The sequence below is a fragment of the Amycolatopsis sp. NBC_00438 genome, from assembly GCF_036026695.1.
Classification (GTDB): Bacteria; Actinomycetota; Actinomycetes; order Mycobacteriales; family Pseudonocardiaceae; genus Amycolatopsis.
The window spans coordinates 301,061-326,146 of the sequence record NZ_CP107923.1 but is presented as its reverse complement, the minus strand read 5'-3'; the positions used below and the strand labels follow the sequence as shown (position 1 = coordinate 326,146).

Here is a 25,086-nt window from a genome sequence, read left to right as displayed (position 1 = left end):
GATCGGCACCGGCATGGACATCGCGGAGCGCGCGCAAGCACTCGCCCTGAAGATCCGCAAGCACAAGGACGGCATCGAGACCGAAGAGGCGACCAAGAACGCCTTCGTGATGCCGTTCATCAGCACCGTGCTCGGTTACGACGTGTTCAACCCGGCCGAGGTGATCCCCGAGTTCACCGCCGACGTGGGCACCAAGCGGGGCGAGAAGATCGACTACGCCATCGTGCACAACGGGCAGGTGCAGGTCCTCGTCGAGGCGAAGAAGATCAACGACCCGCTCCGGATCGAGCACGCCTCGCAGCTCTTCCGCTACTTCGCCGTCACCAACGCGCGGATCGCCGTCCTGACGAACGGGCAGGTCTACCAGTTCTACACCGACCTCGACGCGCCGAACCGGATGGACGCCAAGCCGTTCCTGGTAATGGACTTCGCGGACATCGACGAGACCTTGCTGCCCGAACTGGCGAAGCTCACGAAGGAGGACTTCGACCTCGACTCAGTCATCAGCGCGGCCGGCGAGCTGAAGTACATCGGGCAGCTCAAGCGCATCCTCGCGGCGCAGTTCAAGGAGCCGGAGGACGAGTGGGTGAAGTTCCTGACCACGCGGGTCTACGAAGGCGCGTTCACCCAGCGCGTGCGCGAGCAGTTCGGCCCGCTGGTAGGCAAGGCGACCCGCCAGTTCCTGAACGAGCAGGTCAACGACCGGCTGAAGAACGCCCTCGGCGGGCCTGACGCCTACGTCAGCGTCTCCACCGGAGCCGGCACCGACACCGCGCCGCAGGCCGAGCCGCCGGTCGCCGAGAGCCCCGAGCGCGAAGACGAACTCGTCACCACCGAGGAAGAGCTGGAGGGCTACCGGGTGGTCCGCGCCATCGTCTGCGGCGAGGTACCGGCCGCGAGGATCGCCGCCCGCGATACCAAAACCTACTTCGGCGTGCTGCTGGACGACAACAACCGCAAGCCCATCGCGCGGCTGTGGTTCAACCGCTCGAAGAAGTACCTCGGCGTCTTCGACGAGAACAAGGCCGAGACCCGCATCCCCATCACGAGCGTGGAGGAGATCTACACCCACGCCGACCACCTGCGGCGCACGGTGGCGCGATACATGGCCGCACCCCCGATCGCCGCCGACGTCGTCGAGGAACCTCAGTCCACGAGTGCTTGATAGACCAGCTGCCGCAGCTGGGGCCGCAGCCGGTAGGTGCTCGACGGCAGCAGCTGTGTGTAGAAGCCCACCGTGATGTCCGCGGCCGGGTCCACCCAGAAGGCGGTGGAAGCCGCGCCGCCCCAGGCGAACTCGCCGGCCGACGAGATCGTCCGGGCCTTCACCGGGTCCTCCAGCACCGAGAACCCGAGGCCGAAACCGTGCCCGTCGAAGGGCATCTCCGCGAACAACGGGCGCCCGTACGCCTCCAGGTCCACGTGGCCCGGCAAGTGGTTGCTCGCCATCAGCGACACCGTGCGCGGCGACAGCAGCCGGACGTCGTCGAGAACTCCCCCGCGCAGCAACATCTCCGAGAAACGCCGGTAGTCCGAAGCCGACGACACCAAACCGCCGCCGCCCGAGAGGCATGACGGGCGGGTCGTGCCCAGCGCCCCGAACGCGTCGTTGCGGGCGATGCCGCCGGAGGGGTCCGGCAGGTACATCGCCGCCAGGCGTTCGGTCGCGGACGTGAAGAAGCCCGTGTCCGTCATGCCCAGCGGGCCGAAGATGCGCGACTGGAAGAACTCGTCCAGCGACTGCCCCGACACCACCTCGACGACGCGGCCGAGGACGTCCGTCGCGATCGAGTAGTTCCACTCCGCGCCCGGCTGGAACAGCAGCGGCAGCTTCGCCCACTGCTCGGAACACGCGGCCAGATCCAGGCCCGGCGGGGTGCCCCACTCGAAGCCCGCCGACCGGTAGATCGCGTCCACCGGGTGGCCGTGGTGGAAGCCGTACGTCAGGCCCGCCGTGTGCGTCAGCAGGTGCCACACCCGGATCGGGCCGGTCGCGGGTTCGGTCAGCGGCTTGAGCGCCGACCCCTTGACGTACACCCGCGGCGACGCGAACTCCGGCAGCCACTGCGAGATCGGGTCGTCCAGCTCCAGCAGGCCCTCTTCGGCGAGGATCATCGCGGCGACCGACGTGATCGGCTTGGTCATCGAGAAGATCCGCCACAGCGTGTCCGGCTCGACCGGCAGCCCGGCCTCGACGTCGCGATGGCCGCCGCTGCCGACGTGCACGATCTTGCCGTGCCTGCTCACCACCGCGAGCCAGCCGGGCAACCGTCCATTGTCGACATACCGGGCGAAGTGGTCGTCGATCCGCTTCAGCCGCGCCGCGTCGAACCCGGCCTCGGCCGGGTCGACGTCTACCTTCAGCTCACCCATGCAGCGAGGTTACTTCTCCCGCGCGCGCTCGGCCGCTTTCTCTTCGCGCCAGGCTTCGTCGTTCTTGCCGACGCGCCAGTAACCGGAGATCGACAGCAGCTCGCGCCGCACGCCCCGCTCGTCGAGCAGGTAGCGGCGCAGCTCGCGGACGAAGCCCGCCTCGCCGTGCACGAACGCCTGCACGACGCCCTCGCGCCACGGCAGGGCCCGCACCGCCGCGGCGACGTCGCCGCCCGACGCGCGGTGCAGCCAGGTGATCTGCGCGTCCGCCTTCGTGACCAGCGCCTGCTCTTCGCTCTCGTCCTCGACCAGGATCACGGCGTGCGCCGAGACGCCGGCCGGGAGCGCCTCGAGCGACGCCGCGATGGCCGGCAACGCGCTCTCGTCGCCGGCCAGCAGGTGCCAGCCGGCGTCGGCGCCCGGCGCGTACCCGCCACCCGGGCCGGACAGCAGCAGCTCGTCACCCGGCTTCGCCGCGGCCGCCCACGGGCCGGCGATGCCTTCGTCCCCGTGGTGGACGAAGTCCAAGACCAGCTCGCCGGCCTGCGGGTCGAACGCCCGCACCGTGTAGGACCGCATCCGCGGCCACTGCTCGCGCGGGAGGGTGGCCCGGATCTCCTGGACGTCGAACGGCTCCGGGTACTCGACGCCGGGGACCTTGAAGAGCACCTTGACGTAGGCGTCGGTGCAGGCGTTGGGCGTGAAGTCCGCGATGCCCTCACCGCCCGCGACGATCCGGATCATGTGCGGGGTGAGGCGCTCGGTGCGCAGCACGCGCAGCTTCACCGCGGGCCGTCCGGACCGCCGGGGTGCTTCGGCCATCGGCCATCTCCTCGTTCAGGTACTAAGGCTTACCTAACTCACCCTACTCGCCAGACGCGCCTCCGGGCCATCCGGCGGGTCGAGTTCTTCCAGCATCCGGGCGAACGCGACCGCCGTGCGCGCCCGGAACCCGAGGAAGAACCGGTTGGCGAGCGGCACGCCCCAGCGTCCCCGGGTCGCCGCGTCGACCACCCGGTGCTCGACGCGGGCGCCGGCCGGATCGGCCGTGACGCGGTACTCGCCGCGGTACCACCAGCCACCCTGGACCGCGAGGAACCCCCGGTCGCGATCGACCTCCGTCCGCATCGGGTAGCCGCCGCCGGTCACCCGGCGCAGCACCTGCTCGAACACCTCCGCCGGGGGTCGCGCGACGACCCCCGAAGCCTCCGCAAGCGTTTTCACCCGCGCGGATCCGAGACGCGGGTGTTCTGGAACGCCGTGACCAACCACTCGCCGTCCTCCTGGACCAGCGCGAAACCGACGGTGGACGCACGGCCCGCGTCGGTGGTGTCGCCACCACCGAGCGAGGAGCCACCGCCGACCACGGCGATGGCGACGTCCGGGCGGACGAACCGCACCTTGGTCTCGGCGCCGAGGTTCCCGGTCAGCTTCGAGCCCTTCAACGGCCCTTCGAAGAGCGCGCGATGCCCGCTCTCGATCGCGGCGCGACCAGGCATGTTCAGCCCGAAGAACGTGATGTAGTCCGCGTCTTCGGTGAAGAGCCGGCCGTACGCGGCGGCGTCGCCGTCGTTCCAGGCCTGCGTGAGCCGGTCGAGCACGGCGCGGACGTCGGCTTCGGCGGTGGTCGTGGTCATGAGATCCCCTTTGCGAACGCTGTTCGTCTTACGAACACCGTTCTACATACGAACGCCGTTCGCGTCAAGTACAGTGTTCGTGAACAGAACCCCGGAGGTGCTCGTTGACCGTTCCCCCGCCGCCGTGGCGCCGCGCCCCGCGCCGCCGCGCCGCGAAACCCGCGCTCTCGCAGGAGCTCGTCGTCAAGACGGCGCTCGAGATCCTGGCGGAGGAGGGCTTCGACGCGGTGACGATGCGCCGGGTCGCGCAGGAGCTGGAGACGGGACCCGCGTCGCTCTACGCGCACGTGTCGAACAAGGACGAGCTGGCGGAGCTGATGCTCGACGCCGTCCTGGGCGACCTGCCGCTGCCGGCACCCGATCCGGCGCGCTGGGACGAGCAGGTGAAAGACCTCGTGCGGGCGCAGATCCACGCGATGGTCGCGCACCCGGGCATCGCGCGGGTGGCCTGGAACATCGCCGTGCCGGTCAACCCCAGCGCACTGCACCAGGGCGAGGCGATGCTCGCGCTGCTGCGCGCGGGCGGTCTCGATCTCAAGCAGGCGACGTTCGCCGGGGACGCGCTTTCGCTCTACGCCAAGGCATATGCGTACGAGGCGAGCGGCTGGACGTGGGGGGAGATCGACGCCGACGACGTCTCCGAGCGCGGGAAGCAGATGCTGGCCTACATGCAATCGCTGCCGGCCGACGCGTTCCCGAACATGCTGCGGATGGGCGAGTTCTTCAGCGCCGAGACCGCCGCCGAGCGGCTGGACTTCGCGCTCGACGTGTTCCTGGCCGGCCTGAAGGTGGTCGCGGCCAGGAACACGTGAGCGTCAGGGGACCAGGACGATCTTGCCGCGCGTGTGGCGCTGCTCCAGCTCGAGGTAGGCGTCCTGCACCTCGGCGAGCGGGTAGACGCTCGCGATGGGCACCTCCAGCAGGCCCTTGGCGATCAGCGTCGCCAGCTCGCGCAGGACGTCCGACGTCGACGCGGCCATGCTGCCCTCGGCCTTGACGTTGTACTTCTCCGCCGCGGCGAAGTCGATGATCGTGTTGATCCGGCCCGCGTACACGCCGAGCCGCAGGGCCAGGTCGACGTAACCGTCGCCGTAGGTGTCGATGAACGCGTGAACGCCGTCCGGCGCGGCCTTCTCGATCCGCTCCTCGACGCCCTCGCCGTACTCGACCGGCACGACGTCGAGCTCGCGCAGCCACGCGTGGTTGGCTTCGCTCGCGAGGCCGATCACGGTGGCACCGGACAGCTTCGCCAGCTGGACGGCCAGCGAGCCGACGCCGCCCGCGGCCCCCGAGACGACAACCGTCTCGCCTTCGCGCGGGTAGACCGCGCGCACCGCGGCGTACGCGGTGGCGCCGGCGACGTACAGCGAACCGGCCGCCTCCCACGAAACGCCGTCGGGGCGCGGCGTCAGGTTCTCCGCCGGCGCCACGACGAACTCCGCCTGGCTGGACCGGTCGTGGACGAAACCGATGACCTCGTCGCCGAGCTCGATCTCCTCGACGCCCTCACCGAGTTCGGCGACCACGCCGGCGAAGTCGCTGCCCTGGCCCGACGGGAAGGTCGCCGGCCAGCGGTCGTGCAGCAGGCCGCGTCTGATCGAGATCTCTCCGGGGTTGATCCCGGCCGCGCGGACCTCGACGAGCACCTGGCCCGGTCCGGGCGCCGGGCGCGGAACGTCTTCCACCCGCAGGACGTCCACATCGCCGTACTCGCCGAACCTGATCGCGCGCGCCATGGGCCCTCCTCCAACGTTGTTGCTTGATGCAAGTAACGACGTGGGCCGGAGATTTATGCCCGGGAAGATCAGCGGCCGGTTCGCAGGCGGGCCGCGCCGTCGAGCAGTTCGCCCACGGTCCGGCGGGCCGGGGCGCTGTCGGCCGAGGCCGGAGCGGCGATCGCGAGCAGGTCGTCGTCGAGGCGGAGGAAGTCGGCCAAAGCCCGCTGCGCCGCGGTCAGCGAGCCGAGCCCGCGCGGAACCGGGGGTTCGAGATCGCCGTCGGCGTCCCGGCCGAAGGCGTCCTCGTCGCGTTCCCAGTTGCCGTAGGCGGCCAGCCAGGCGAGGTAGAGCGGGCGGAGATCTCCGCCGGCGAGCTCGGCGCGGACTCCGGCGATCTCCGGCAGCAAGGTCTCGGGGTCGTAGTCGATGTCATAGGTGTCGTCCTCGCTGATGAAGTCGGCCACGACGAACTCGCCCGCACACGCGATGTCGAGATAGCCATCCACGTGGTGATCCTCGACGACGCCGGGATCGAGCAGGTCGCCCGGCAGGCGGAGCATCACGCGGCGGGTACACCAGTCGGCCAGGTACAGGTGCGCGTCGTAGTAGCGCTCGACCAAGAGGCGCGGATCGCCCTTGAAATCTCCCCAGTGGTACTCGTTGGCGAAGCTGGTGGCGGTGATCGTCGCCCGCGTGGACAGCGACCGGACCTCAGCCTGTTCCGCGCGGCTCAGGGGGCGGTCGATCGCCAGGAACTCGTAGTACTGGTAATCGCTCACTACCTGTCCGTTTCCTCCGTGACGGTGAACGGCCGCGCCCGGAAATCCGACTCGTCGCCCAGGTGGATGAACAGCCACCCCTCGATCGTCTCGTCGTCGGCCAGGACCGCCCACCCGCGTCCACTGACCTGGTCACCCTCGTCGACGCCTTCCCAGGTGAATTCGAGACCCGGCCGGCCATCCCGGTCGGCCGGACGGCAGTCCAGGTTGCCCTCGACGGCGACGAACCCGAGCTGTCCGGTCCCGTCCTCGGCGAATTCGATGAAACCCGGACCGGCCAGGTCGACCGCGTCGCGGTCCCAGGCGCTCATTTCCACGATCCGCCACCGGCCGAGCAACGCCACCGGCTCAGCCCGCGAGCCGGCGGACCACGCCGTCGGCCAGCAGGCGGCCGCGATCGGTCAGGACCGCGCGGCCGCGGGAGTCCAATGCGGACGGATCGAGCAGGCCCTCGGCCGCCGCCGCGCGGGCTTCCGCCAGGCCCGGCTCGTCCAGGACGTCCAGCGGCAGTCCTTCGGCGACGCGCAGTTCGAGCATGATCCGCTCGAGGTGCTGGTCGTCGTCGGTGAGCACCTCGCGGCCGCCCGCGGGCGAGTCGCCGTCGGCGAGCAGGGCGGCGTAGCGCGCCGGGTGCTTGACGTTCCACCAGCGCACCCCGCCGACGTGGCTGTGCGCGCCCGGGCCGGCGCCCCACCAGTCGTCGCCGCGCCAGTAGGCGAGGTTGTGGCGGCAGCGGGCGGCGTCGGTCGCCGCCCAGTTCGACACCTCGTACCAGCGCAGGCCGGCCGCCGACAGGGTCGCGTCGATCATCTCGTAGTCCGCGGCCAGCACGTCGTCGTCCGGCGCTGGCAGCTCGCCGCGGCGCACCCGGCGGGCCAGCGCGGTGCCCTCCTCGACGATCAGCGCGTACGCCGAAACGTGGTCGACCCCGGCGGCCAGCACGGCCTCCAAGGTCGCCTGCAGGTCTTCGCGACGCTCGCCGGGCGTGCCGTAGATCACGTCCAGGTTCACGTGCTCGAACCCGGCCGCGCGCGCTTCGGCGGCGGCCTTCCCCGGCCGGCCGGGCGTGTGCACGCGGTCGAGGATCTTGAGCACGTGCTGCGCCGCGGACTGCATGCCCAGCGACACCCGCGTGTAGCCCGCCTCCCGGATGCCCGCGAAGAACTCCGGCGACGTCGACTCCGGGTTCGACTCGGTGGTGACCTCGGCGCCGGGCGCGAGGCCGAAGACGTCGCGTACGGCGTCGAGCACCGACCGGAGCCCGTCGGCGCCGAGCAGGGACGGCGTTCCGCCCCCGACGAAGACCGTCTCCGCGGCGGGCGGCACGACCAGCACCTTCGCGGCCAGCTCCAGCTCCCGGCGCAGCCCTTCCAGCCACGACTGCGGCGACGAGCCGGAGTCCAGTTCGCCCGCGGTGTAGGTGTTGAAGTCGCAGTAGCCGCAGCGGGTCGCGCAGAAGGGGACGTGCACGTAGACGCCGAACGCTCTGCTGCCGAGACCCTTCAGCGCGCTTTCCGGCAAGGCCGGGTCGATCGGTGTGGCGGGGTCGGGACGCAGGTCGGGCACCCTCCGATTCTCCACCCCGCCACGGCCGGACCCCCGCCGAGGGCCCGTTCGGGTCAACGCCGTTCACCGGGCCGCCGGGCCGGGGGCGAGACGAGAGCGGCTGCGCTGTCCGGCCCCCACCCGGCCCGGCCGTCGGGCGGTTGACACCGGCCGCGGCGGCCGATGCGCAGGTCGCAGGGCCGCCGGGCGGCGCATTCTCCCTGGTTAGTGACCCTTCTCCCACGATCCGGACGGGCCTGGACCACATTGTGGACGCGTGGCACGCTGAGCGGGTGACTTCTGCCGGTGTTCTCCTCGTGGCGCGCCGCCACGTCGACCTCCTGCGGGTCGCCAGTGCCCTCTGCGTGCCCGTTCGCTGACGCCCGATCACCACCACCTGCCACGAACCTGGACAGCGGCGTCGGAGGGAATGTGTCTTCGCGTCCTCCGGTGCCACGAAAAGCCTCTCGGAGGACGCCCCCATGGCCTCGCCCACGCGTGATACCCCCGCCCGCCCCGCGCGCGCCAAGCAGAAGCGCGGCGAAGGGCAGTGGGCACTCGGTTACCGGGAGCCGCTGAACCCGAACGAGCGGTCCAAGAAGGACGACAACCCGCTGAACGTGCGGGCGCGGATCGAGAACATCTACGCGCACCGCGGGTTCGACGCCATCGACCACGGCGACCTGCGCGGCCGGTTCCGCTGGTTCGGCCTCTACACCCAGCGCAAGCCCGGCATCGACGGCGGCCGCACCGCGACGCTGGAGCCGGAAGAGCTGGACGACCGCTACTTCATGCTGCGCGTCCGGCTCGACGGCGGCGCGCTGACCACCGAGCAGCTCACCGTGCTCGGCGAGATCTCCCAGACCCACGCGCGCGACACCGCCGACATCACCGACCGGCAGAACATCCAGTACCACTGGATCCGGATCGAGGACGTCCCGACGATCTGGGACAAGCTCGAGAAGTCCGGCATGACCACGATGGAGGCCTGCGGCGACAGCCCGCGCGTCATCCTCGGCTCGCCGGTCGCGGGCATCGCCGCCGACGAGGTGATCGACGGCACGCCGGCGATCGACGAGATCAAGCGCCGCTACATCGGCGACCCGGCGTACTCGAACCTGCCGCGCAAGTTCAAGACCGCCATCTCCGGCCAGTCCGACGTCGCGCACGAGATCCACGACATCGCGTTCGTCGGCGTCAACCACCCCGAGCACGGCCCCGGCTTCGACCTCTGGGTCGGCGGCGGCCTGTCCACCAACCCGATGATCGGCCGGCGCCTGGGTGCCTGGATCCCGCGCGACGAGGTCCCGGACGTCTGGGAAGGCGTCATCTCGATCTTCCGCGACTACGGCTACCGGCGGCTGCGGGCCCGCGCCCGGATCAAGTTCCTGGTCAAGGACTGGGGCGCCGAGAAGTTCCGCCAGGTGCTGCAGGAGGAGTACCTCAAGCGCGAGCTGATCGACGGCCCGGCGCCGGAGACCCCCGCCGCCCCGATCGACCACGTCGGCGTGCACCCGCAGGTCGACGGCAAGTTCTACGTCGGCGCGGCGCCGATCGCCGGACGCGTCTCCGGCGGCACGCTCGTCGCCGTCGCCGAGGCGGCCGAGCGGGCCGGGTCGCACCGGGTGCGCCTCACCCCGCAGCAGAAGCTCGTCGTGCTCGACGTCCCCGAGGCGCAGGTGCCCGCGCTGCAGGCGGAGCTGGCCGAGCTGGGCCTCGACAGCAACCCGTCGCCGTGGCGGCGCGGGGTGATGGCCTGCACCGGGCTCGAGTTCTGCAAGCTCGCCATCGTCGAGACGAAGGCACGGGCGCAGCAGCTGGTCGCCGACCTGGAGAAGTCGCTCGCCGACATCCAGGCCCAGCTGGACACCCCGGTCAGCGTGCACCTCAACGGCTGCCCCAACTCCTGCGCGCGGATCCAGACCGCGGACATCGGCCTCAAGGGCCAGATCGTCACCGACGCCGACGGCAACCAGGTCGAGGGCTTCCAGGTGCACCTCGGCGGCGGCCTCGGCCTCGACGCCGGGTTCGGGCGGAAGCTGCGTGGCCACAAGGTGACCGCGTCGGAGCTGACCGCGTACGTCGAACGCGTCGTGCGCGCCTACATCGCCGGACGTGAGCCCGGCGAGCGGTTCCCGCAGTGGGCCGCGCGTGCCGAAGAGAGCGTCCTGCAGTGACGAGCACTGAACGAGCGGCGCCGTACTACTGCCCGTACTGCGGCGACGAGGACCTGCGCCCGGAAGAGAACGGCAGCTGGCTGTGTTCCGCCTGTCGCCGGGTTTTCTCGGTGAAGTTCCTCGGACTGTCCCTTCCGGAGGTGTCCCGATGACCGCCACAGCCGACTACAAGACCCTCGCCGAACGCGCTTCGAAGGAGCTCGCGGACGCGACCGCGGACGAGGCGATCCGCTGGACCGTCGAGACGTTCGGCGACGACTTCATCGTCGCGTCCAACATGCAGGACGCCGTGCTGATCGACCTCGCCACCAAGGCGAAGTCCGATGTGGACGTTCTGTTCCTGGAGACCGGGTACCACTTCGCCGAGACGATCGGCACGCGCGACGCGGTGCAGGCCGTCTACCCGAACGTGCGCATCGTCAACGCGCAGGCCGAGCAGAGCGTCGCCGAGCAGGACGCCGAATACGGCGAGAAGCTGCACGACCGGGACCCGACGCTGTGCTGCAACCTGCGCAAGGTCGTGCCGCTGCGCAAGACCCTGGGCCGGTACTCGGCGTGGATCACCGGCGTCCGGCGGGTCGACGCGCCGACCCGCGCGAACACCCCGATCGTCACCTGGGACGACCGCAACGGCCTGGTGAAGATCAACCCGATCGCGGCGTGGACCGACGAGGAGTTCAACGGCTACATCGCCGAGCACGGGATCCTCGAGAACCCGCTGGTGTCGATCGGCTACCTCTCGATCGGCTGCGCGCCCTGCACGGCCAGGGTCGAGCCGGGCCAGGACGCCCGCAGCGGTCGCTGGGCGGGGCAGAGCAAGACCGAGTGCGGACTGCACGGCTGATGTCAACCACCGAGGGACGCATGACGACACTGGAACCCGCGGCCGACGCAGCACAGGACAACCTGGCCGCCCTGGAATCCGAAGCGATCCACATCTTCCGGGAGGTGGCCGGCGAGTTCGACCGCCCGGTGATCCTGTTCTCCGGCGGCAAGGACTCGACGCTGCTGCTGCACCTGGCGATCAAGGCGTTCTGGCCGGCGCCGGTGCCGTTCCCGCTGCTGCACGTCGACACCGGCCACAACTTCGACGAGGTCATCGAGTTCCGCGACCGCGTCGTCGAGCAGCACGGGCTGCGCCTGGTCGTCGCGAAGGTCCAGGACTGGATCGACGACGGGCGCCTGGAAGAGCGCGCCGACGGCATGCGGAACCCGTTGCAGACCACGCCGTTGCTCGACACGATCTCGGAGAACAAGTTCGACGCCGTGTTCGGCGGCGGCCGCCGGGACGAGGAGCGCGCCCGGGCCAAGGAGCGGATCTTCAGTCTCCGCAACGCCTTCGGCCAGTGGGAGCCGCGCCGCCAGCGGCCCGAGCTGTGGAACCTGTACAACGGCCGGCACCGCCCGGGTGAGCAGGTCCGCGTCTTCCCGCTGTCCAACTGGACCGAGGCGGACGTCTGGAACTACATCGCCCGCGAGAAGGTCGAGCTGCCGTCGATCTACTACGCGCACCAGCGCGAGGTGTACCTGCGCGACGGCATGTGGCTCGCCGAAGGCCCGTGGGGCGGCCCGCGGCCGGGCGAAGAGGTCACCGAGCGGACCGTGCGCTACCGGACCGTCGGCGACGGCTCGTGCACCGGCGCGATCGAGTCCACCGCGAGCACCGTCGACGAGGTCATCGCCGAGGTGTCCGCCTCGCGGCTCACCGAGCGCGGCGCCACCCGCGCCGACGACCGGATGTCCGAGGCGGCCATGGAAGACCGCAAGCGTGAGGGGTACTTCTGATGTCCAGCCTATTGCGGCTCGCGACGGCGGGCAGCGTCGACGACGGCAAGTCCACGCTCGTCGGGCGCCTGCTCTACGACACGAAGTCCGTGCTGGCCGACCAGCTGGACGCCGTCACCCGCGCGTCCGTCGACAAGGGACTGTCCACACCGGACCTGTCCCTGCTCGTCGACGGCCTGCGCTCGGAACGCGAGCAGGGCATCACCATCGACGTCGCCTACCGCTACTTCGCGACACCGAAGCGGTCGTTCGTGCTGGCCGACACCCCGGGGCACGTGCAGTACACGCGCAACACGGTGACCGGCGCGTCGACCGCGCAGCTGGCCGTGCTGCTGGTCGACGCGCGCAAGGGCGTCATCGAGCAGACCCGGCGGCACGCGGCCGTGCTCGCGCTGCTCGGCGTGCCGCAGCTGGTGCTCGCGGTGAACAAGATCGACCTCGTCGGCTACGACGAAGCGACGTTCACGGTGATCGCCGAGGAGTTCGCCACGCACGCCGAATCCCTGGGCTACACCCGGGGTTCGGTGCTCGCGGTCCCGGTGTCGGCGCTGGAGGGCGACAACGTCGCGTCGCGGTCGGACCGGACGCCGTGGTACTCCGGCCCGAGCCTGCTGGAGCACCTGGAAGAGGTGCCGGTCGCGCCCGACCCGCACGACTCGGCGCTGCGGTTCCCGGTGCAGTACGTCATCCGCCCGCGCACGCCCGAGTACCCGGACTACCGCGGGTACGCCGGCCAGATCGCCGCGGGCACGGTGCGTCCGGGTGACGAGATCGTCGTGCTGCCGCAAGGCATTCGCAGCCGTGTCGAGCGGATCGACACCGCCGACGGCCCGCTCGACGAGGCCGGCTCCGGGACGTCGGTGACGCTGCTGCTGGCCGACGACATCGACATCTCCCGCGGCGACCTGATCGCGGCCGCGGACTCGCCGCCGGAGGTGACCGACGAGATCACCGGCACGCTGTGCTGGCTGTCGTCGAAGCCGCTCAAGCCGGGCGCGCGGGTGCTGGTCAAGCACGGCGCGCGCACGGTCCAGGCGCTGGTCGGCGAGCTGCACGCGCGGTTCGACGAGCAGAAGCTGGCCAGCGTGGCCGGGCCGGCTTCGCTGGAGCTGAACGACATCGGCCTGGTCACGTTGACGCTGGCCGAGGAGCTGAGCGTCGACGACTACGGCGTCAGCCCGCGCACCGGCGCGTTCCTGGTGATCGACCCGAAGGACGGCGACACCCTGGCCGCCGGTCTGGTGGGTGAGCGGTTCTCGTGACCCCGCCCCTGGTCGCCGTCGCGCACGGCAGCCGCGACTCCCGCTCGGCGTCGACCGTGCGGGCCCTGGTCGACGTCGTGCGCGCGCGGGCGCCGGAGCTGCCGGTGCACGAGTCCTTTTTGGACCTGTCGGAGCCACGGGTCACCGATGTCCTGCGGGAGCTGTACGCGGCCGGGCACCGGACGGCGGTCGTGGTGCCGTTGCTGCTGGGCAGCGCGTTCCACGCCCGCGTCGACCTGCCGGCACTGGTGTCGTCGGTGACCGCCGAGTGCCCCGGCTTCCGCGTCCAGGTGTCGGACGTCCTCGGCGCGGATCCGGCATTGGAGGCGGTCGCCCTCGATCGGCTTTCGGCGGCTCCGCGACGGCGTGGGACGGGTGTGCTGCTGAGCGCGGTCGGCTCGTCCAACGCCTCGGCGAACGCGGTCGTGACCGGTTTGGCCGCGCGCTGGGAGTCTCGACTCGGGCTCCCGGTGAGCGAGGCGTTCGCGAGCGCGACCCAGCCGGACATCCCGGCGGCCGCCGCCCGACTGCGGGACCGGGGCGTGAAGCACTTGATCGTGGCGTCGTGGTTCCTGGCGCCGGGCCTGCTGCCGGACCGGATCGCCCGTTTGGCCCGGGAGGCGGACCCGGGCGCGTTCCTCGCCGCACCGCTGGCGGACGACCCGCGCGTCGCGGACGTCGTGATCGGCCGGTACGCCACCGCCGTCACCGAGCTGCTGCGCGCCGGAGCGCGCGTCTAGACCACGCTGAGTGCGCCGGAACGATCATCCGCGAAGATCACCACCGCCAAAAGGCGAGTCTTATTCACATTTTTGTTACCCACCGTGCCTGGGAACGGTAAATCCTTGACGCCCTAGTTAACTTGCCGGTAACTATCTAAGCGCTGCGCAGCTCTCGTTCCTCCCTCCAAAACCGCAGGTAGGTGGATACAGATGAAAGCGCTTCACTTTTCCCGGCTGGCTGCTCTGACCGCGGCCGCGGCTCTCCCGCTGGCCCTCGCCGCCCCGGCCCAAGCCGCCACCACCATCGCCTTCGACTGCCAGGCCGACGCCCCGATCATCGGGCCGCAGCAGGTCTCGCTGAACCAGGACGCCGACGTCACCGCGCCCGCCACCGTCGCGCCCGGCGCCGCCTTCGACGTCGTCATCGACCCGGCACCGAACGAGGTGCCCGGCGAGGTCGCCGGGAACACCGTGAAGAACATCAACACCTTCGCGCTGAAGTTCCCGATCCCGGCCAACTCCACCTACGTCGGCGCCGACCTCGCCGGCGGCTCCGGCCTCGGTTCCACCGCACCGGCGATCGCCGTCTCCGGCGGCGTCGCGACCCTGAGCTTCCCCGGCCCGATCGCCGGCGGCGCCACCTTCGAACTGCCGACCATCACCGCGCACCTGACCGCGGGCACGTCCGGCACCATCGAGACGAAGCTGTCCGGCACCAGCTACAGCGACCCCGGCCTGACCTTCAAGGCGGTGGCTGGCACCTTCATCGGCGACATCACCGCGCCCACCGCCTGCTTCCCCAACCCCAGCCCGGTCTTCACGACGACGACCATCGGCTGACACCGCGTGAAAGGCCACCCTGCGGACGGCGAACCGTCCGTAGGGTGGCCTCATGGGGTACGAACTCGCAGAAGTCAACATCGCCCGCATGAAAGCACCGATCGACGACCCTCCTCCCTTGCCCCCACCACCGCCCTCAACGGAGGCGCTTCGCGCCGCAGTGCTTGCTTGACAAGGATTTCGTCGACGCGCTCGAGCCCGTCAACGCCCTCGCCGACGCCGCACCGGGATTCGTCTGGCGGCTGCAGACCGAGGACGACAACGCGATCTCGATCCGCGCCTTCGAATGGGACGTGCGCGGCACGTCCGGTCTCCTGATCAACATGTCCTCCTGGACGTCGGTGGAGACCTTGGCCGCCTTCACGTATTCCCCCGGCCACCTGGCGATCCTCAAGCGCCGCCGCGAGTGGTTTCACCACGTCAAGGACGTGATGACCGCGCTGTGGTGGGTGCCGGCCGGCTACCGGCCGACACCCGCCGACGCCGAAGAGAAGATCAAGCACCTGCGCGTCCACGGGCCGACGCCCGAGGCGTTCACGATGAAGCAGCACTTCCCCGCTCCGGACGCGGCCGTCGTCGAGGTCCGCGAAGGCGACCCGGACTGGCTCTGCCCGGCCTGAGTCAGGGCAGCAGCAGCCCCCAGTAGAGGGCCCACGGCAGGAAAGCGACACCGGCGGCCACCGGGAGCACCCGGCGGCCGGCCGGTTTCGCCACCGTGAAGCCGAACGCCACCACCGTCGCGACGGCCAAGGCCTGCAGGGCCAGCCACGGCAGCGGGCGGCCGAGCAGCACCGGCCCGAAGTCCTTCATCCCCGACGCCTGCGCCCAGCCGAGCAGGGCGAGGAACCCGGCGACGGTCACCAGGCCGAGACCGCCCAGCCAGCGAGCCCGGCGGACCAGCGCGACCACGAACCCGACGAGCAGCACGAGCAGCACGATTCCCTGCGCCCACACCGATTCCCACCACGCCAGGGGAACGAGCGGCTCGGTCGGCCGCTGGGTGAACGACGGCGTCTCGACGTGCACGCCGCGCCGATCGGCCAGCCACGCCGCGACGGCCGCAGGGTAGCCGGGCACGACGCGCGGCAGCCGGTCGAACCCGGCGTCGGTGGTCGCGTAGAGGTCGGGACCGCCGTCGGCGACGAACCGGATGGTGTGGTCCGGGTTCGCGCGCAGGGCGTCGGCGAAGATCCGCGAACTCTCCACCGGCGCGTGACTGACGTCGAAGTCGCCCCACAACGCCAGCATCGGCTGCTTCAGCCGTTCGAGCACCGGCACCGGGTCGTAGTACGCCTCGGGGAACAGCCCGGCGCCGACGGCGAAGCGGGTGCCCTGCACCGGCAGCGTCCACAGCAGCGAACCCGAGATCCCTTGGTGCCGCAGCACGTTGCCCCAGTACCACGACGTCTGGCGGCCGCCGCCCATCCCGGCCGAGCCCTCGGTGATCACGTACGAGACGGCCGGCGAACGCGTGGCGGCCAGCGGCGCGACCCAGCCGCCTTCGCTGACGCCCCAGACGCCGACGTCCGCCGGGTCGACCCCCGGCTGGGTGCGCAGCGCGCCGACGGCCGCGATGAGGTCGTCGGCCAGCACGCCGTAGTCGCGGCTGGTCTTCGAGTACCCGACCGTGCGGCGGTCGTAGACCAGGGTGGTGACGCCGAGGCGGGTGAACATCTCGGCCTGCACGCGCAGGTCGTCGCGCACCTGCCAGTCCGAGCCGCCCTGCAGGACGATCGCGGACTTCGGCGGGCCGGCCGGGCGGAACACCGTGGCGTGCAACGGGATCCCGCCGGCGCCGGTGAAGGTGAGGTCGTTCGGTGGCTGGGCGGACGCCGTTCCCGGCGTGACCGCGCCCAGCACGAGGATCGCGGCGGCGAGCCGCGATTTGCCCCAGGGCAGCATGAAGTGTTCTCCTTGCTTCGGGAGATCGTGAGTGGTTTTCCGTTTCCTGGGTGCCGAGTGGCCGCTCGGCACCCAGGGCCTTTCCTCCTCAGTCCAGGCCGGCCTCCTTCTCGGCCGGCGCGGGGAACGCGAGCAGCCGCGTCTCGACCCGGCGCGCGTCGGGCGGGGTTTCGCCGTCCGGGCGCTGGTAGCGCCGCAGGAGCGCGAGGTAGGCCTCGAAGAAGTCGGCGAGCTCCTCGAGGTTGACGCGGATGGCGCCGCGGGAGTACGGCACGGCGTCGGCCCATTCGCCCAGCCGGGGCCGTTCCCGCTCGAAGCGTTCGTACAGGTCGGTGTCCCCGGCGAGCCAGAGCCGGTGCAGCTCGCCGATCGCGGCCTTCGCCGGGTCGTCCTGGTCGCCGGGCGGCGGCAGGCGGACGTCGTGCTCGACCGCGCGCCACCAGCGTTCCCGGCCGCGCGCCCGCTCCGGGATCTCGGCCACGAAGCCGTTTTCCGCCAGCACGCGCAGGTTGTAGCTCGTGCCGCCGCTGGTGACGCCGAGCTGCTGGGCGAGTGTCGTCGACGTCGCCGGGCCGCCGGCCGTGAGCAGTTCGAGGATCCGCTGGCGCAGCGGGTTCGCGAGGGCCTTCAACGCCTTGAGATCGGCGGTCCGCGGTTCGGGCATACCGCCACCGTAGCCTTACACGAGTTTTCGTGCACGTATTTTCGTGCAAGTGCCCGGCGTCACAGCGGCCGCGTGGCCCGGGGTGTGTAAAGGTGTCGGTCATGGCTGACGAACTGGTGCACTACGACGTGGTGGGCGGCACCGCCACGATCACCTTGGACTCCCCGCACAACCGCAACGCGCTGTCGGCGCAGCTGCGCCGCGAGCTGTCGGATTCCCTCGCGAAAGCCGCCGAGGACGACGCCGTGCGCGTGATCGTGCTGACCCACACCGGGCCGGTGTTCTGCGCGGGGATGGACCTGAAGGAGGCCCGCGGCGCCGGCGCGGGCGACCAGGGCGTCAACGAGTTCCCGAAGATCCTCGAGCAGCTGTGGGGCAGCCCGAAGCCGGTCGTCGCGCGGCTGGCCGGGCCCGCCCGGGCCGGCGGCATCGGCATGGTCGCCGCGTGCGACATCGCGGTGGCGGTGCCGGAGGCGACGTTCGCCTTTTCCGAGGTGCGCATCGGCGTCGTCCCGGCGGTCATCTCGCTGACCGTGCTCCCCCGCCTCAACGCGCGCGCCGCGCACGAGCTGTTCCTCACCGGGGACACGTTCGACGCGCGCCGCGCGGTCGAGATCGGCCTGCTCAACTCCGCCGTCCCGGCCGGCGAGCTGGACGGCGAGGTCGCCCGGTTCGTCAAGGCGCTGGCCCAGGGCGGCCCGAACGCGCTGGCCGCGACAAAGGCCCTGCTGAGCCGGCCCCGCCCGGCGACGCCGTCGGACGGTTTCGAGGACATGCTCGGCCTGTCGGCGAAGTTCTTCGCGAGCGAGGAAGGCCAGGAGGGCATCCTGGCCTTCGCCCAGAAGCGCAAGCCGAACTGGGTCCCGCAGGACTAGCCGGTGCGGCGTTCGGTGCGGCCACCGCACCGAACGCCGGCCGCGCGAGCCGTCACCCGGCGAGGAACGCGCCGAGGTGCTCCGCCACCGCCCGCGGAGCGCTCTCGTCGGGAGCGTTGTGATCCGCCCCGTCGAGCAGCTCGACCCGCGCTCGCGGGATCACGCGGCTCAGCGGCTCGAGCACCCCGAGGAGATAGGCCGGGGTCCTGGTGCCGCCGAGCAGCAGTGTCCTCGCCATGACCTCGGCGTACGTCGCGCCATCGGAGTCGTACCGCGCGACCTCGGTCAGCTCCGGTGGCGTCGTGGGCATGAGATCCCGCATCTCGACGCCGCTCCTGCCACCCACCAGGAGAGCGGCGAGCGCGAGGAACACGACTCTCGGGGTCGAGCCGGGCAGCGGAGTCAGGCGCGTCCGGTGCAGGAACAGGGCCATGGCCCTGGTTCGCCGGCCGGCCGCGAGCAGCCGCTCGAAGCCGGGCAGGAACGACAGGTCGAACGAGCCGTTCAACGACACCGCCGGCTCGTACACCACCAGCCGGTCGAGGGACCGGTCCGCGCGCGCCGACTGCAGGGCCACCAGGCCGCCGTAGCTGTGGCCGAAGACGAGGTGCGCGTCTTCGGCCTGCTGGACAGCACGAAGATCCTCGATCTCACGCTCGAGGGCGTAGTCCGGGCCCTGCGGACCGCTGGCCCCGCGCCCCCGGCGGTCGATCACCGAGACGGCGAACCGATCGGCGAGTTCGCCGGCCAGCCGGTCGTAGTTGTGCGCCATCCGGTTGTTGCCGGGGACGATCACGAGCCCCGGCCCGGCACCGCGATGGGCGTAGCTGATCGCGGTGCCGTCGAGCGAGTCGATCGAGCGATATTCGGTCACGCGCAAGTATTCGCAGCCGGCCCTGGTACGACGCTGTCACCGCGCTGACAGGCACGGTCGGGCGCTGTCAGGCGTCCGGCAGCACGACCGTGAGCCGCCACGAGCCGGCGCTCGGGCCGCTCGGCCCGAGCGCGCGCTGCGCGTCCGAGAGCACGCTGCGGATGGCCAGGTAGGTCTTGGGTTCGGCCTTGCGCAAGCCTTCCGAGCCCGGCCAGATGAGCACGTGCTCGCCCGGCGGCAGCCACGACAGGTCGGTCAGGCAGTCGTAGAGCGCGTCGAGGTTGTGACCGAAGTAATCCGGAAAGGACAGTGCTTCGGCGAACGCGCTCAGCGTGCTGGCCTTGTCCACGGTCGGCTGCGAGTTCACCAGGTGCGGGTACGCGCCGCGCCCGAAGGCGTCTTCCGCGGCGGCCTTCGCCTGCTCCCCGGCGCTCATCGGGCCGGGTCCACGACGACGAACGACGAGTAGTGGTCGCCGGTGTAGAACAGCTCGTGCGCCCGGCCGGAGATCAGCCGCCGCGCGCCGCGGTCGGCGCTGCCCGGCGTCTTCACGGTGTATTCGCGGTAGTAGCCGGATTGCTTGCTGGGCAGGCGCTTCTCCCGGTTCTCGAACACGACGTCGTCGTTGCGGGGATAGGGGTACGGGCCGCCCGCCCGGATCAGCTTCCAGGTGTCGGCGGCCTGCGCCGGCAGCGTGGACAACGCCTTGACCGGCAGGCCCGAGTCGGCGCCCGGCACCGCCGAGCCACCCTGGGCGGGCGCGGCGGAACCGGTGCTGCTCGTGGTCGGTGCCGTCGAGGGGTTCGACGAGCCGCCGAGGTTGTCCTTGACCAGCCAGCCCCCCAGCACCAGCACGAGGAGCCCGATCAGCGCGGCGGTGATCCGCCTTCGGTTGAACATGGTGCGCGAGCCTATGCCGAGCGGTCGGAGCGGTCGTCGTCACGCCCCGGGGTGAGTCGTCTGGCGAAGAGGCCGACGACCTTGTCGAGGACCCAGGCGGCGGCCAGGCACAGCGGCACGACCACCACCATCACCAGCACGAACTGGACCGGGAACCACGCCTGGGCGAGCCACAGCTCGACCCCGTCCCACCAGTCGGCAAGCCCGTTGAACACGGTGTGAGCCTACGCGCGCTCTCGTGCCGTCGCGCTTCAGGGGCGGTAGGTTCCGAAGCATGTTCGCCGTCTACGCGCAGGAACCCAACGCCGAAAGCCCCTTGGACTCGCTCGTCGTCGGCGAGCGCCCCGAACCCGAAGTGCCCGACGGCTGGGTCCGCGTGCACGTCAAGGCGGCCAGCCTCAACATGCACGACCTCTGGACGCTGCGCGGCGTCGGGATCAAGCCGGACCAGTTCCCGATGATCCTCGGCTGCGACGGCGCCGGCACCCTCGACGACGGCTCCGAGGTCGTCGTCCACTCGGTGATCAACGCGCCGGGCTGGCAGGGTGACGACACCCTCGACCCGAAGCGCACGCTCATCACCGAGAAGCACCAGGGCACCTTCGCCGACCAGGTCGTCGTGCCGGCGCGCAACGTCGTCCCGAAGCCGGCCGGCCTGAACTTCGCCGAAGCCGCCACCATGGGCACGGCCTGGCTGACCGCCTACCGGATGCTGTTCGTGAAGTCCGGGCTGCGGCCCGGGCAGACGATGCTGGTGCAGGGCGCGTCCGGCGGCGTCTCGACGGCTCTGGTGCAGCTCGGCCGCGCGGCCGGGTTCCGGGTCTGGGTCACCGGCCGCACCGAGGAGAAGCGCGCGCTGGCCACGAGTCTCGGCGCGCACCAGGCGTTCGAGTCCGGCGCGCGGCTGCCCGAGCGCGTCGACGCGGTGTTCGAGACGGTCGGCAAGGCGACCTGGTCGCACTCGGTGAAGTCGCTCAAGCCGGGCGGGATCATCGTGGTCTCCGGTTCGACCAGCGGCCCCGACGCGAACGCGGAGCTGCAGCGCGTCTTCTTCCTGCAGCTGCGCGTCTCCGGCTCGACCATGGGCACCCGTGACGAGCTCGCCGATCTGCTCGCGTACCTCGACCTGACCGGCGTGCGACCGCAGATCGGCGCGGAACTTCCGTTCGCGGACGCGGCCAAGGGGTTCCAGGCGATGCTCGACGGAGACACCGCCGGGAAGATCGTCTTCACTCGCTGACCGCCGTGACCTGGGCGGATGCGCCCGGAACCCGCTCAGGTCACCGCTTGTACCGGCTAGTTCGTGAATTGTCAACGGACTCTTATCGAGATCTGGTCGTTAGCACCGAAGTTCCACCGGAACTCCACTGTGGCCAGCTAATCTGTAGTCATGACCGCGACGAAGCGGCCCGCTCCGGCTGTACCGGGCGGCCGGCCCAGCAGCGACCCGGATCCCGTCCGGGTCTCCTTCCGGCGCTACGCCGGAGTCCGCACCCGCGTCCTCGAGGTCGGTGACCCCGTCCAGGACCCGGAACAGTCCGCCCCGCGCCGCTCGCGCCGACGATCCGCGGTGCCGCACGTCCGGCCGACCGCGCCGAGGCTGGTGCTCCTGCACGGTTACTGCGACAGCGCCGACACCTGGCGCCCCGCCCTGGAGCAGCTCGCCGCCGCCGGCGTCCCGGCCATCGCCGTCGACCTCCCCGGGTTCGGGGACGCCCAGCCGTTGCGGCCCGGGCCGATGCTGCCGCAGCTCGACGCGTTCACCACCGCCGTCGTCCGCGAGCAGGCCGTGCTCGGCTCGGTCGTGCTGGCCGGGAACTCCCTCGGCGGCACCATGAGCCTGCGTGCCGCCCAGAACAGCCGGCTCCCGCTCTCGGGCGTCGTCTCGATCGCCGCACCGGGCTTTGTGGACTCGTGGCTGATCCGCACGATGGCGCGCTACCCGCTGCCGCTGCGGCTGTACTCGTCGCTGCCGGTCCCGGTGCCGGGTTTCCTGGTCCGCAAGGTGGCCGAGCAGCTCGTCCCGCGGTTCCTCTACGCCGACGCGCACGCGGCCGACATCGCCCAGGTGCAGCGCTTCACCGCGCTCTTCCCCGACTACCGCGCGACCAAGAGCCGCCTGGAGCAGGCCCGGCAGCTCGTCGCCGAGCTGGCCGACGCCTACCGGCTCGACTCCGTCACGGTGCCGCTGCTGGTCGTCGCGTGCGGCAAGGACAAGCTCGTCACCGCCGCGTCCGGACGTCAGCTGCACACGCTGGTGCCGCACAGCAGGCTGCTGGTCCGCGAGGACTGGGGCCACTGCCCGCAGCTGGACGACCCGGCGGAGATCGCCGAGCTGCTCACCTACTTCGCCGCGAGCGCGGTCCGGACCACCCAGGCGAAGCGCGCCGCGGCGAGGGCCGCCGACGGCGTGAGCGAGGACACCGTGGCGGGCTGAACGCTCGCGCGGTAGCCCGGCGGGGTTGCCGGTAGGTTCCCGCTGGGTCCGTGATCCGGGCCGTTCACCGACGTTCGGGAGACGATGATGTCCGCTCCAGGAGGCCTGGGCAGCAGCTCCGGCATCTTCCGGCGCAAGCCGATCGACCAGATCCCCGACACTTCGGAAGCCGGTGGCCTGAAACGCACCCTGGGCCTGTGGCAGCTGACGGCCATCGGCATCGGCGGCATCATCGGCGCCGGGATCTTCGCCCTCGCCGGCAGTGTCGCGCACGGCGACGACGCGGCGGGCATCCCCGGCGTCGGGCCGGCCGTGCTGATCTCGTTCCTCATCGCCGGCGTCGCGAGCGCCGCGGCCGCGTTCTCCTACGCCGAGTTCGCCGGCCTGATCCCGAAGGCCGGCTCGGCCTACACCTACGGCTACGCGGTGCTCGGGGAGGTCGTCGGCTGGTTCATCGGCTGGGACCTGCTGCTGGAGTACACCGCGATCGTGGCGGTGGTGGCCATCGGCATCTCCGGTTACTTCAGCTTCCTGCTCGGCCAGCTCGGGCTCGATCTCCCCGCGTGGATGCTGGGCGCGCCCGGCACCGGCCCCGGGCACAAGGTCGACCTGTTCGCCGCGCTGCTGTGCCTGCTGATCGCGTACCTGCTCAACCGCGGCATCCGCAGCGCCGCCCGGTTCGAGACGGTGATGGTCGGGATCAAGGTCCTGATCGTGATCGTCGTGGTGCTGGTCGGTTTCTTCTACATCAAGACCGGCAACTACACGCCCTTCGCCCCGGCCGGCTTCGGCGGCGCGGTCACCGGCGCCGCGACGGTGTTCTTCGCCGTCTTCGGTTACGACGCCATGTCCACCGCGGCCGAGGAGTCGAAGGACGCGCAGCGGCACATGCCGAAGGCGATCCTCTACTCGCTGGGCATCTCGATGGTGCTCTACGTGCTGGCCTGCCTGGTGCTGACCGGCATGCAGAAGTACACCGAGATCGACCCGAAGAGCGGCTTCTCGACGGCGTTCAAGTCGGTCGGCCTGAACGGGCTGGCCACGGTCATCGCGATCGGCGCCATCGTCGGCATCCTCACCGTGCTGTTCACGTTCCTGATGGGCGCCACCCGCGTCGGCTACTCGATGAGCCGCGACGGGCTGCTGCCGCCGTGGTTCGGCAAGACGCACGCGGTGCGCCAGGTGCCCAGCCGGATGACCTGGATCCTCGGCGGCGCGGCCGCGGTCATCGCCGGGGTGCTGCCGATCGGCGAGGCCGCCGAGCTGACGAACATCGGCATCCTGCTCGCGTTCGTCGTCGTCTGCGTCGCGGTGATCGTGCTGCACTACAAGCGGCCGGACCTCAAGCGCACGTTCAGGACGCCGGGCATGCCGGTGGTGCCCGCGGTCGGCATCGTGTTCTCGATCTGGCTGATCACGTTCCTGCAGCCGGCGACCTGGCTGCGGTTCGCCGTCTGGTTCCTGATCGGCATGGTCATCTACTTCCTCTACAGCAAGCGGCACTCGGTGCTGAACCGCTCCGATGCCGAGGTGGAGAAGACGGACTAGCGGATCCGGTCGAGGCGTGCGGCGGCTTCGCGCGCCTCGACCTTCAGCCGTTCGACGATCACGGCGGCCGAAGCGTCGTAGGCGAGCGGGTAGGTCTGGCCGGCCCACAGCGAGATCGCCTCCGGGTCACCGGCTTTCGCCGACGCCTTGCGCACCGGCCCGGCCATGCGGTTGATCTGCGGGTACGCGGCGGGTGCGCCCGCGGACAGCTCGTCCATGAACCGGTTGACCAGCCCGCGCGCGGGGCGGCCGCTGAAGGCGCGGGTAAACGCCGTCTCGCGGTCGGCGACGACCAGGGCCTTGCGGTGCGCCTCGGAGGTGCCTGCCTCGTCCGCGCGCAGGAAGACCGTGCCCAGCTGGGCGGCTTCGGCGCCGGCGGCGAGCACGGCCGCGACGTCACCGCCGTGCACCAGGCCCCCGGCCGCGACGAGCGGCACGTCCACGCGGGCGGCGGCGAGCCGCAGCAGCGCGAGGGCGCCGTACTCGGCGCCGCCGCCGGGCAGGTCGGCGTCGTCGGTGAACAGCGAGCGGTGCCCGCCCGCCTCGAACCCCTGCAGGACCAGCGCGTCGGCGCCGAGATCCGCCGCGCGCGCGGCGGCCTCCGGCGTGGTGACGGTGACGAGCACCTTGCTGCCGGCCTCGTGCAGCCGGACGACGTCCGAGGGCGAAGGCGACCCGAAGGTGAACGTCACCACCGGGACGCGCTTCTCGAGCACGACGTCCAGCTTCGCTGGATACGCGTCGTCGTCCCACTTCGCTTCGCCCAGCTCGACGTCGTATTCGCGGGCGACGGCGAGCAGCCGCTCGCGGTAGGCCGTGAGGTCGGCGCCGGTGTCCGGCTGCGGCACGAAGAGGTTGACGCCGAACGGCCGGGCGGTCAGCTCGGCGGTCCGGTCGATCTGCGCCGCCAGGGCCGCGGGCGTGAGCATGCCGGCGGCCAGGAACCCGAAGGCCCCGGCCTCGGACACCGCCGCGACCAGCTCCGGGGTGGTCGGGCCGCCGGCCATCGGCGCGGCGATCACCGGGAACGTCAGCTCGTCGAACATGT

30 protein-coding genes are annotated in these 25,086 nt (G+C 71.1%); 15 read left to right on the top strand and 15 right to left on the bottom strand.

What is annotated here, in order from left to right:
* The first annotated feature begins 13 nt into the window (after positions 1–13).
* Positions 14–1,165 carry a type I restriction endonuclease gene (locus OG494_RS01455; protein WP_328451140.1) on the top strand — a complete coding sequence of 384 codons (1,152 nt, stop codon included), beginning with the start codon at positions 14–16 and terminating at the stop codon, positions 1,163–1,165.
* On the opposite strand, the gene OG494_RS01450 is transcribed toward OG494_RS01455, so the two are convergent.
* Genes OG494_RS01450 through OG494_RS01435 form a run of 4 tightly spaced genes read right to left on the bottom strand, consistent with a single transcriptional unit; the run spans position 1,147 to position 4,010 of the window.
* Positions 1,147–2,373, bottom strand: a complete 1,227-nt coding sequence (locus OG494_RS01450) for a serine hydrolase domain-containing protein (protein ID WP_328451138.1) — start codon at positions 2,371–2,373, stop codon at positions 1,147–1,149. The genes OG494_RS01455 and OG494_RS01450 overlap by 19 nt on opposite strands.
* Before the next feature lie 9 nt (positions 2,374–2,382).
* Positions 2,383–3,195 carry a siderophore-interacting protein gene (locus OG494_RS01445; protein WP_328451136.1) on the bottom strand — a complete coding sequence of 271 codons (813 nt, stop codon included), beginning with the start codon at positions 3,193–3,195 and terminating at the stop codon, positions 2,383–2,385.
* Positions 3,196–3,228: 33 nt separating this feature from the next.
* Positions 3,229–3,597 (bottom strand): hypothetical protein, encoded by a 369-nt coding sequence (locus tag OG494_RS01440; RefSeq protein WP_328451134.1) that lies wholly within the window; start codon positions 3,595–3,597, stop codon positions 3,229–3,231.
* On the bottom strand, positions 3,594–4,010 hold the full coding sequence (locus OG494_RS01435; protein ID WP_328451132.1) for an SgcJ/EcaC family oxidoreductase: 417 nt from the start codon (positions 4,008–4,010) through the stop codon (positions 3,594–3,596). Before OG494_RS01435 ends, OG494_RS01440 begins: the two co-directional genes overlap by 4 nt.
* 104 nt (positions 4,011–4,114) lie before the next feature.
* Here OG494_RS01435 and OG494_RS01430 point away from each other — a divergent pair, with 104 nt between their 5' ends.
* The gene (locus tag OG494_RS01430) at positions 4,115–4,822 is read left to right on the top strand and encodes a TetR/AcrR family transcriptional regulator (RefSeq protein ID WP_328451130.1); all 708 of its coding nucleotides are present in this window, start codon (positions 4,115–4,117) and stop codon (positions 4,820–4,822) included.
* Between the two features lie 3 nt (positions 4,823–4,825).
* Here OG494_RS01430 and OG494_RS01425 read toward each other — a convergent pair whose 3' ends face one another.
* From OG494_RS01425 to hemW, 4 genes are all read right to left on the bottom strand, one after another.
* Positions 4,826–5,746, bottom strand: a complete 921-nt coding sequence (locus OG494_RS01425; protein WP_328451128.1) for an NADP-dependent oxidoreductase — start codon at positions 5,744–5,746, stop codon at positions 4,826–4,828.
* A gap of 68 nt (positions 5,747–5,814) precedes the next feature.
* On the bottom strand, positions 5,815–6,507 hold the full coding sequence (locus OG494_RS01420; RefSeq protein WP_328451126.1) for a hypothetical protein: 693 nt from the start codon (positions 6,505–6,507) through the stop codon (positions 5,815–5,817).
* Positions 6,507–6,818 (bottom strand): hypothetical protein, encoded by a 312-nt coding sequence (locus OG494_RS01415; RefSeq protein ID WP_328451124.1) that lies wholly within the window; start codon positions 6,816–6,818, stop codon positions 6,507–6,509. The genes OG494_RS01420 and OG494_RS01415 overlap by 1 nt, the downstream gene beginning before the upstream one ends.
* A gap of 37 nt (positions 6,819–6,855) precedes the next feature.
* Complete coding sequence (gene hemW, locus OG494_RS01410; RefSeq protein ID WP_328451122.1) at positions 6,856–8,073, bottom strand: radical SAM family heme chaperone HemW; 1,218 nt, start codon at positions 8,071–8,073, stop codon at positions 6,856–6,858.
* Between hemW and OG494_RS48285 the strand changes: the two genes are divergently transcribed.
* From OG494_RS48285 to OG494_RS01370, 9 genes are all read left to right on the top strand, one after another.
* Positions 8,043–8,432, top strand: a complete 390-nt coding sequence (locus tag OG494_RS48285; protein WP_442874370.1) for a putative leader peptide — start codon at positions 8,043–8,045, stop codon at positions 8,430–8,432. The two genes, hemW and OG494_RS48285, sit on opposite strands and share 31 nt — an antisense overlap.
* A gap of 102 nt (positions 8,433–8,534) precedes the next feature.
* Entirely contained in the window at positions 8,535–10,229 is a 1,695-nt protein-coding gene (locus OG494_RS01405; protein WP_328451120.1) for a nitrite/sulfite reductase, read from the top strand.
* Entirely contained in the window at positions 10,226–10,381 is a 156-nt protein-coding gene (locus OG494_RS01400) for an Insertion element protein (RefSeq protein ID WP_328451118.1), read from the top strand. The genes OG494_RS01405 and OG494_RS01400 overlap by 4 nt, the downstream gene beginning before the upstream one ends.
* Positions 10,378–11,073, top strand: coding sequence for a phosphoadenylyl-sulfate reductase (locus OG494_RS01395; RefSeq protein ID WP_328451116.1), 696 nt, complete (start codon positions 10,378–10,380; stop codon positions 11,071–11,073). Before OG494_RS01400 ends, OG494_RS01395 begins: the two co-directional genes overlap by 4 nt.
* A gap of 20 nt (positions 11,074–11,093) precedes the next feature.
* On the top strand, positions 11,094–12,014 hold the full coding sequence (cysD, locus tag OG494_RS01390) for a sulfate adenylyltransferase subunit CysD (RefSeq protein ID WP_328451114.1): 921 nt from the start codon (positions 11,094–11,096) through the stop codon (positions 12,012–12,014).
* Positions 12,014–13,276 carry a sulfate adenylyltransferase subunit 1 gene (locus tag OG494_RS01385; protein ID WP_328451112.1) on the top strand — a complete coding sequence of 421 codons (1,263 nt, stop codon included), beginning with the start codon at positions 12,014–12,016 and terminating at the stop codon, positions 13,274–13,276. The genes cysD and OG494_RS01385 overlap by 1 nt, the downstream gene beginning before the upstream one ends.
* Positions 13,273–14,016, top strand: a complete 744-nt coding sequence (locus OG494_RS01380; RefSeq protein WP_328451110.1) for a sirohydrochlorin chelatase — start codon at positions 13,273–13,275, stop codon at positions 14,014–14,016. Before OG494_RS01385 ends, OG494_RS01380 begins: the two co-directional genes overlap by 4 nt.
* A 192-nt stretch (positions 14,017–14,208) precedes the next feature.
* Complete coding sequence (locus OG494_RS01375; protein ID WP_328451108.1) at positions 14,209–14,838, top strand: cyclase; 630 nt, start codon at positions 14,209–14,211, stop codon at positions 14,836–14,838.
* A 164-nt stretch (positions 14,839–15,002) separates the two neighbouring features.
* Entirely contained in the window at positions 15,003–15,458 is a 456-nt protein-coding gene (locus OG494_RS01370; protein WP_328451106.1) for a DUF3291 domain-containing protein, read from the top strand.
* A gap of 1 nt (position 15,459) precedes the next feature.
* On the opposite strand, the gene OG494_RS01365 is transcribed toward OG494_RS01370, so the two are convergent.
* Both OG494_RS01365 and OG494_RS01360 read right to left on the bottom strand, forming a co-directional pair.
* Positions 15,460–16,740, bottom strand: coding sequence for an alpha/beta hydrolase family protein (locus OG494_RS01365; protein ID WP_328451104.1), 1,281 nt, complete (start codon positions 16,738–16,740; stop codon positions 15,460–15,462).
* A gap of 88 nt (positions 16,741–16,828) precedes the next feature.
* Positions 16,829–17,404, bottom strand: coding sequence for an ArsR/SmtB family transcription factor (locus OG494_RS01360; protein ID WP_328451102.1), 576 nt, complete (start codon positions 17,402–17,404; stop codon positions 16,829–16,831).
* A gap of 101 nt (positions 17,405–17,505) precedes the next feature.
* On the opposite strand from OG494_RS01360, the gene OG494_RS01355 reads away from it, so the two are divergent.
* Positions 17,506–18,279 carry an enoyl-CoA hydratase family protein gene (locus tag OG494_RS01355; RefSeq protein WP_328451100.1) on the top strand — a complete coding sequence of 258 codons (774 nt, stop codon included), beginning with the start codon at positions 17,506–17,508 and terminating at the stop codon, positions 18,277–18,279.
* A 52-nt stretch (positions 18,280–18,331) separates the two neighbouring features.
* Here the strand turns inward: OG494_RS01355 and OG494_RS01350 are convergent, their stop codons facing one another.
* The 4 genes from OG494_RS01350 to OG494_RS01335 form a co-directional block, all read right to left on the bottom strand.
* Positions 18,332–19,153 (bottom strand): alpha/beta fold hydrolase, encoded by an 822-nt coding sequence (locus OG494_RS01350; RefSeq protein ID WP_328451098.1) that lies wholly within the window; start codon positions 19,151–19,153, stop codon positions 18,332–18,334.
* Positions 19,154–19,220: 67 nt separating this feature from the next.
* Positions 19,221–19,589, bottom strand: a complete 369-nt coding sequence (locus OG494_RS01345) for a barstar family protein (RefSeq protein ID WP_328451096.1) — start codon at positions 19,587–19,589, stop codon at positions 19,221–19,223.
* A complete protein-coding gene (locus OG494_RS01340; protein WP_328451094.1) occupies positions 19,586–20,053 on the bottom strand; it encodes a ribonuclease domain-containing protein in 468 nt (155 codons plus the stop codon). Before OG494_RS01340 ends, OG494_RS01345 begins: the two co-directional genes overlap by 4 nt.
* A gap of 11 nt (positions 20,054–20,064) precedes the next feature.
* Entirely contained in the window at positions 20,065–20,268 is a 204-nt protein-coding gene (locus OG494_RS01335) for a hypothetical protein (RefSeq protein ID WP_328451092.1), read from the bottom strand.
* 59 nt (positions 20,269–20,327) lie between these two features.
* On the opposite strand from OG494_RS01335, the gene OG494_RS01330 reads away from it, so the two are divergent.
* The 3 genes from OG494_RS01330 to OG494_RS01320 all read left to right on the top strand — a co-directional run bounded on the left by OG494_RS01330 (position 20,328) and on the right by OG494_RS01320 (position 24,038).
* Positions 20,328–21,293: a quinone oxidoreductase family protein gene (locus tag OG494_RS01330; RefSeq protein WP_328451090.1), complete on the top strand. Its 966-nt coding sequence runs from the start codon at positions 20,328–20,330 to the stop codon at positions 21,291–21,293.
* A gap of 150 nt (positions 21,294–21,443) precedes the next feature.
* The gene (locus tag OG494_RS01325) at positions 21,444–22,490 is read left to right on the top strand and encodes an alpha/beta fold hydrolase (protein ID WP_328451088.1); all 1,047 of its coding nucleotides are present in this window, start codon (positions 21,444–21,446) and stop codon (positions 22,488–22,490) included.
* An 87-nt stretch (positions 22,491–22,577) separates the two neighbouring features.
* Entirely contained in the window at positions 22,578–24,038 is a 1,461-nt protein-coding gene (locus OG494_RS01320) for an amino acid permease (protein WP_328451086.1), read from the top strand.
* Here the strand turns inward: OG494_RS01320 and OG494_RS01315 are convergent.
* On the bottom strand, positions 24,035–25,084 hold the full coding sequence (locus OG494_RS01315; RefSeq protein WP_328451084.1) for a nitronate monooxygenase: 1,050 nt from the start codon (positions 25,082–25,084) through the stop codon (positions 24,035–24,037). The two genes, OG494_RS01320 and OG494_RS01315, sit on opposite strands and share 4 nt — an antisense overlap.
* Positions 25,085–25,086 lie beyond the last annotated feature (2 nt).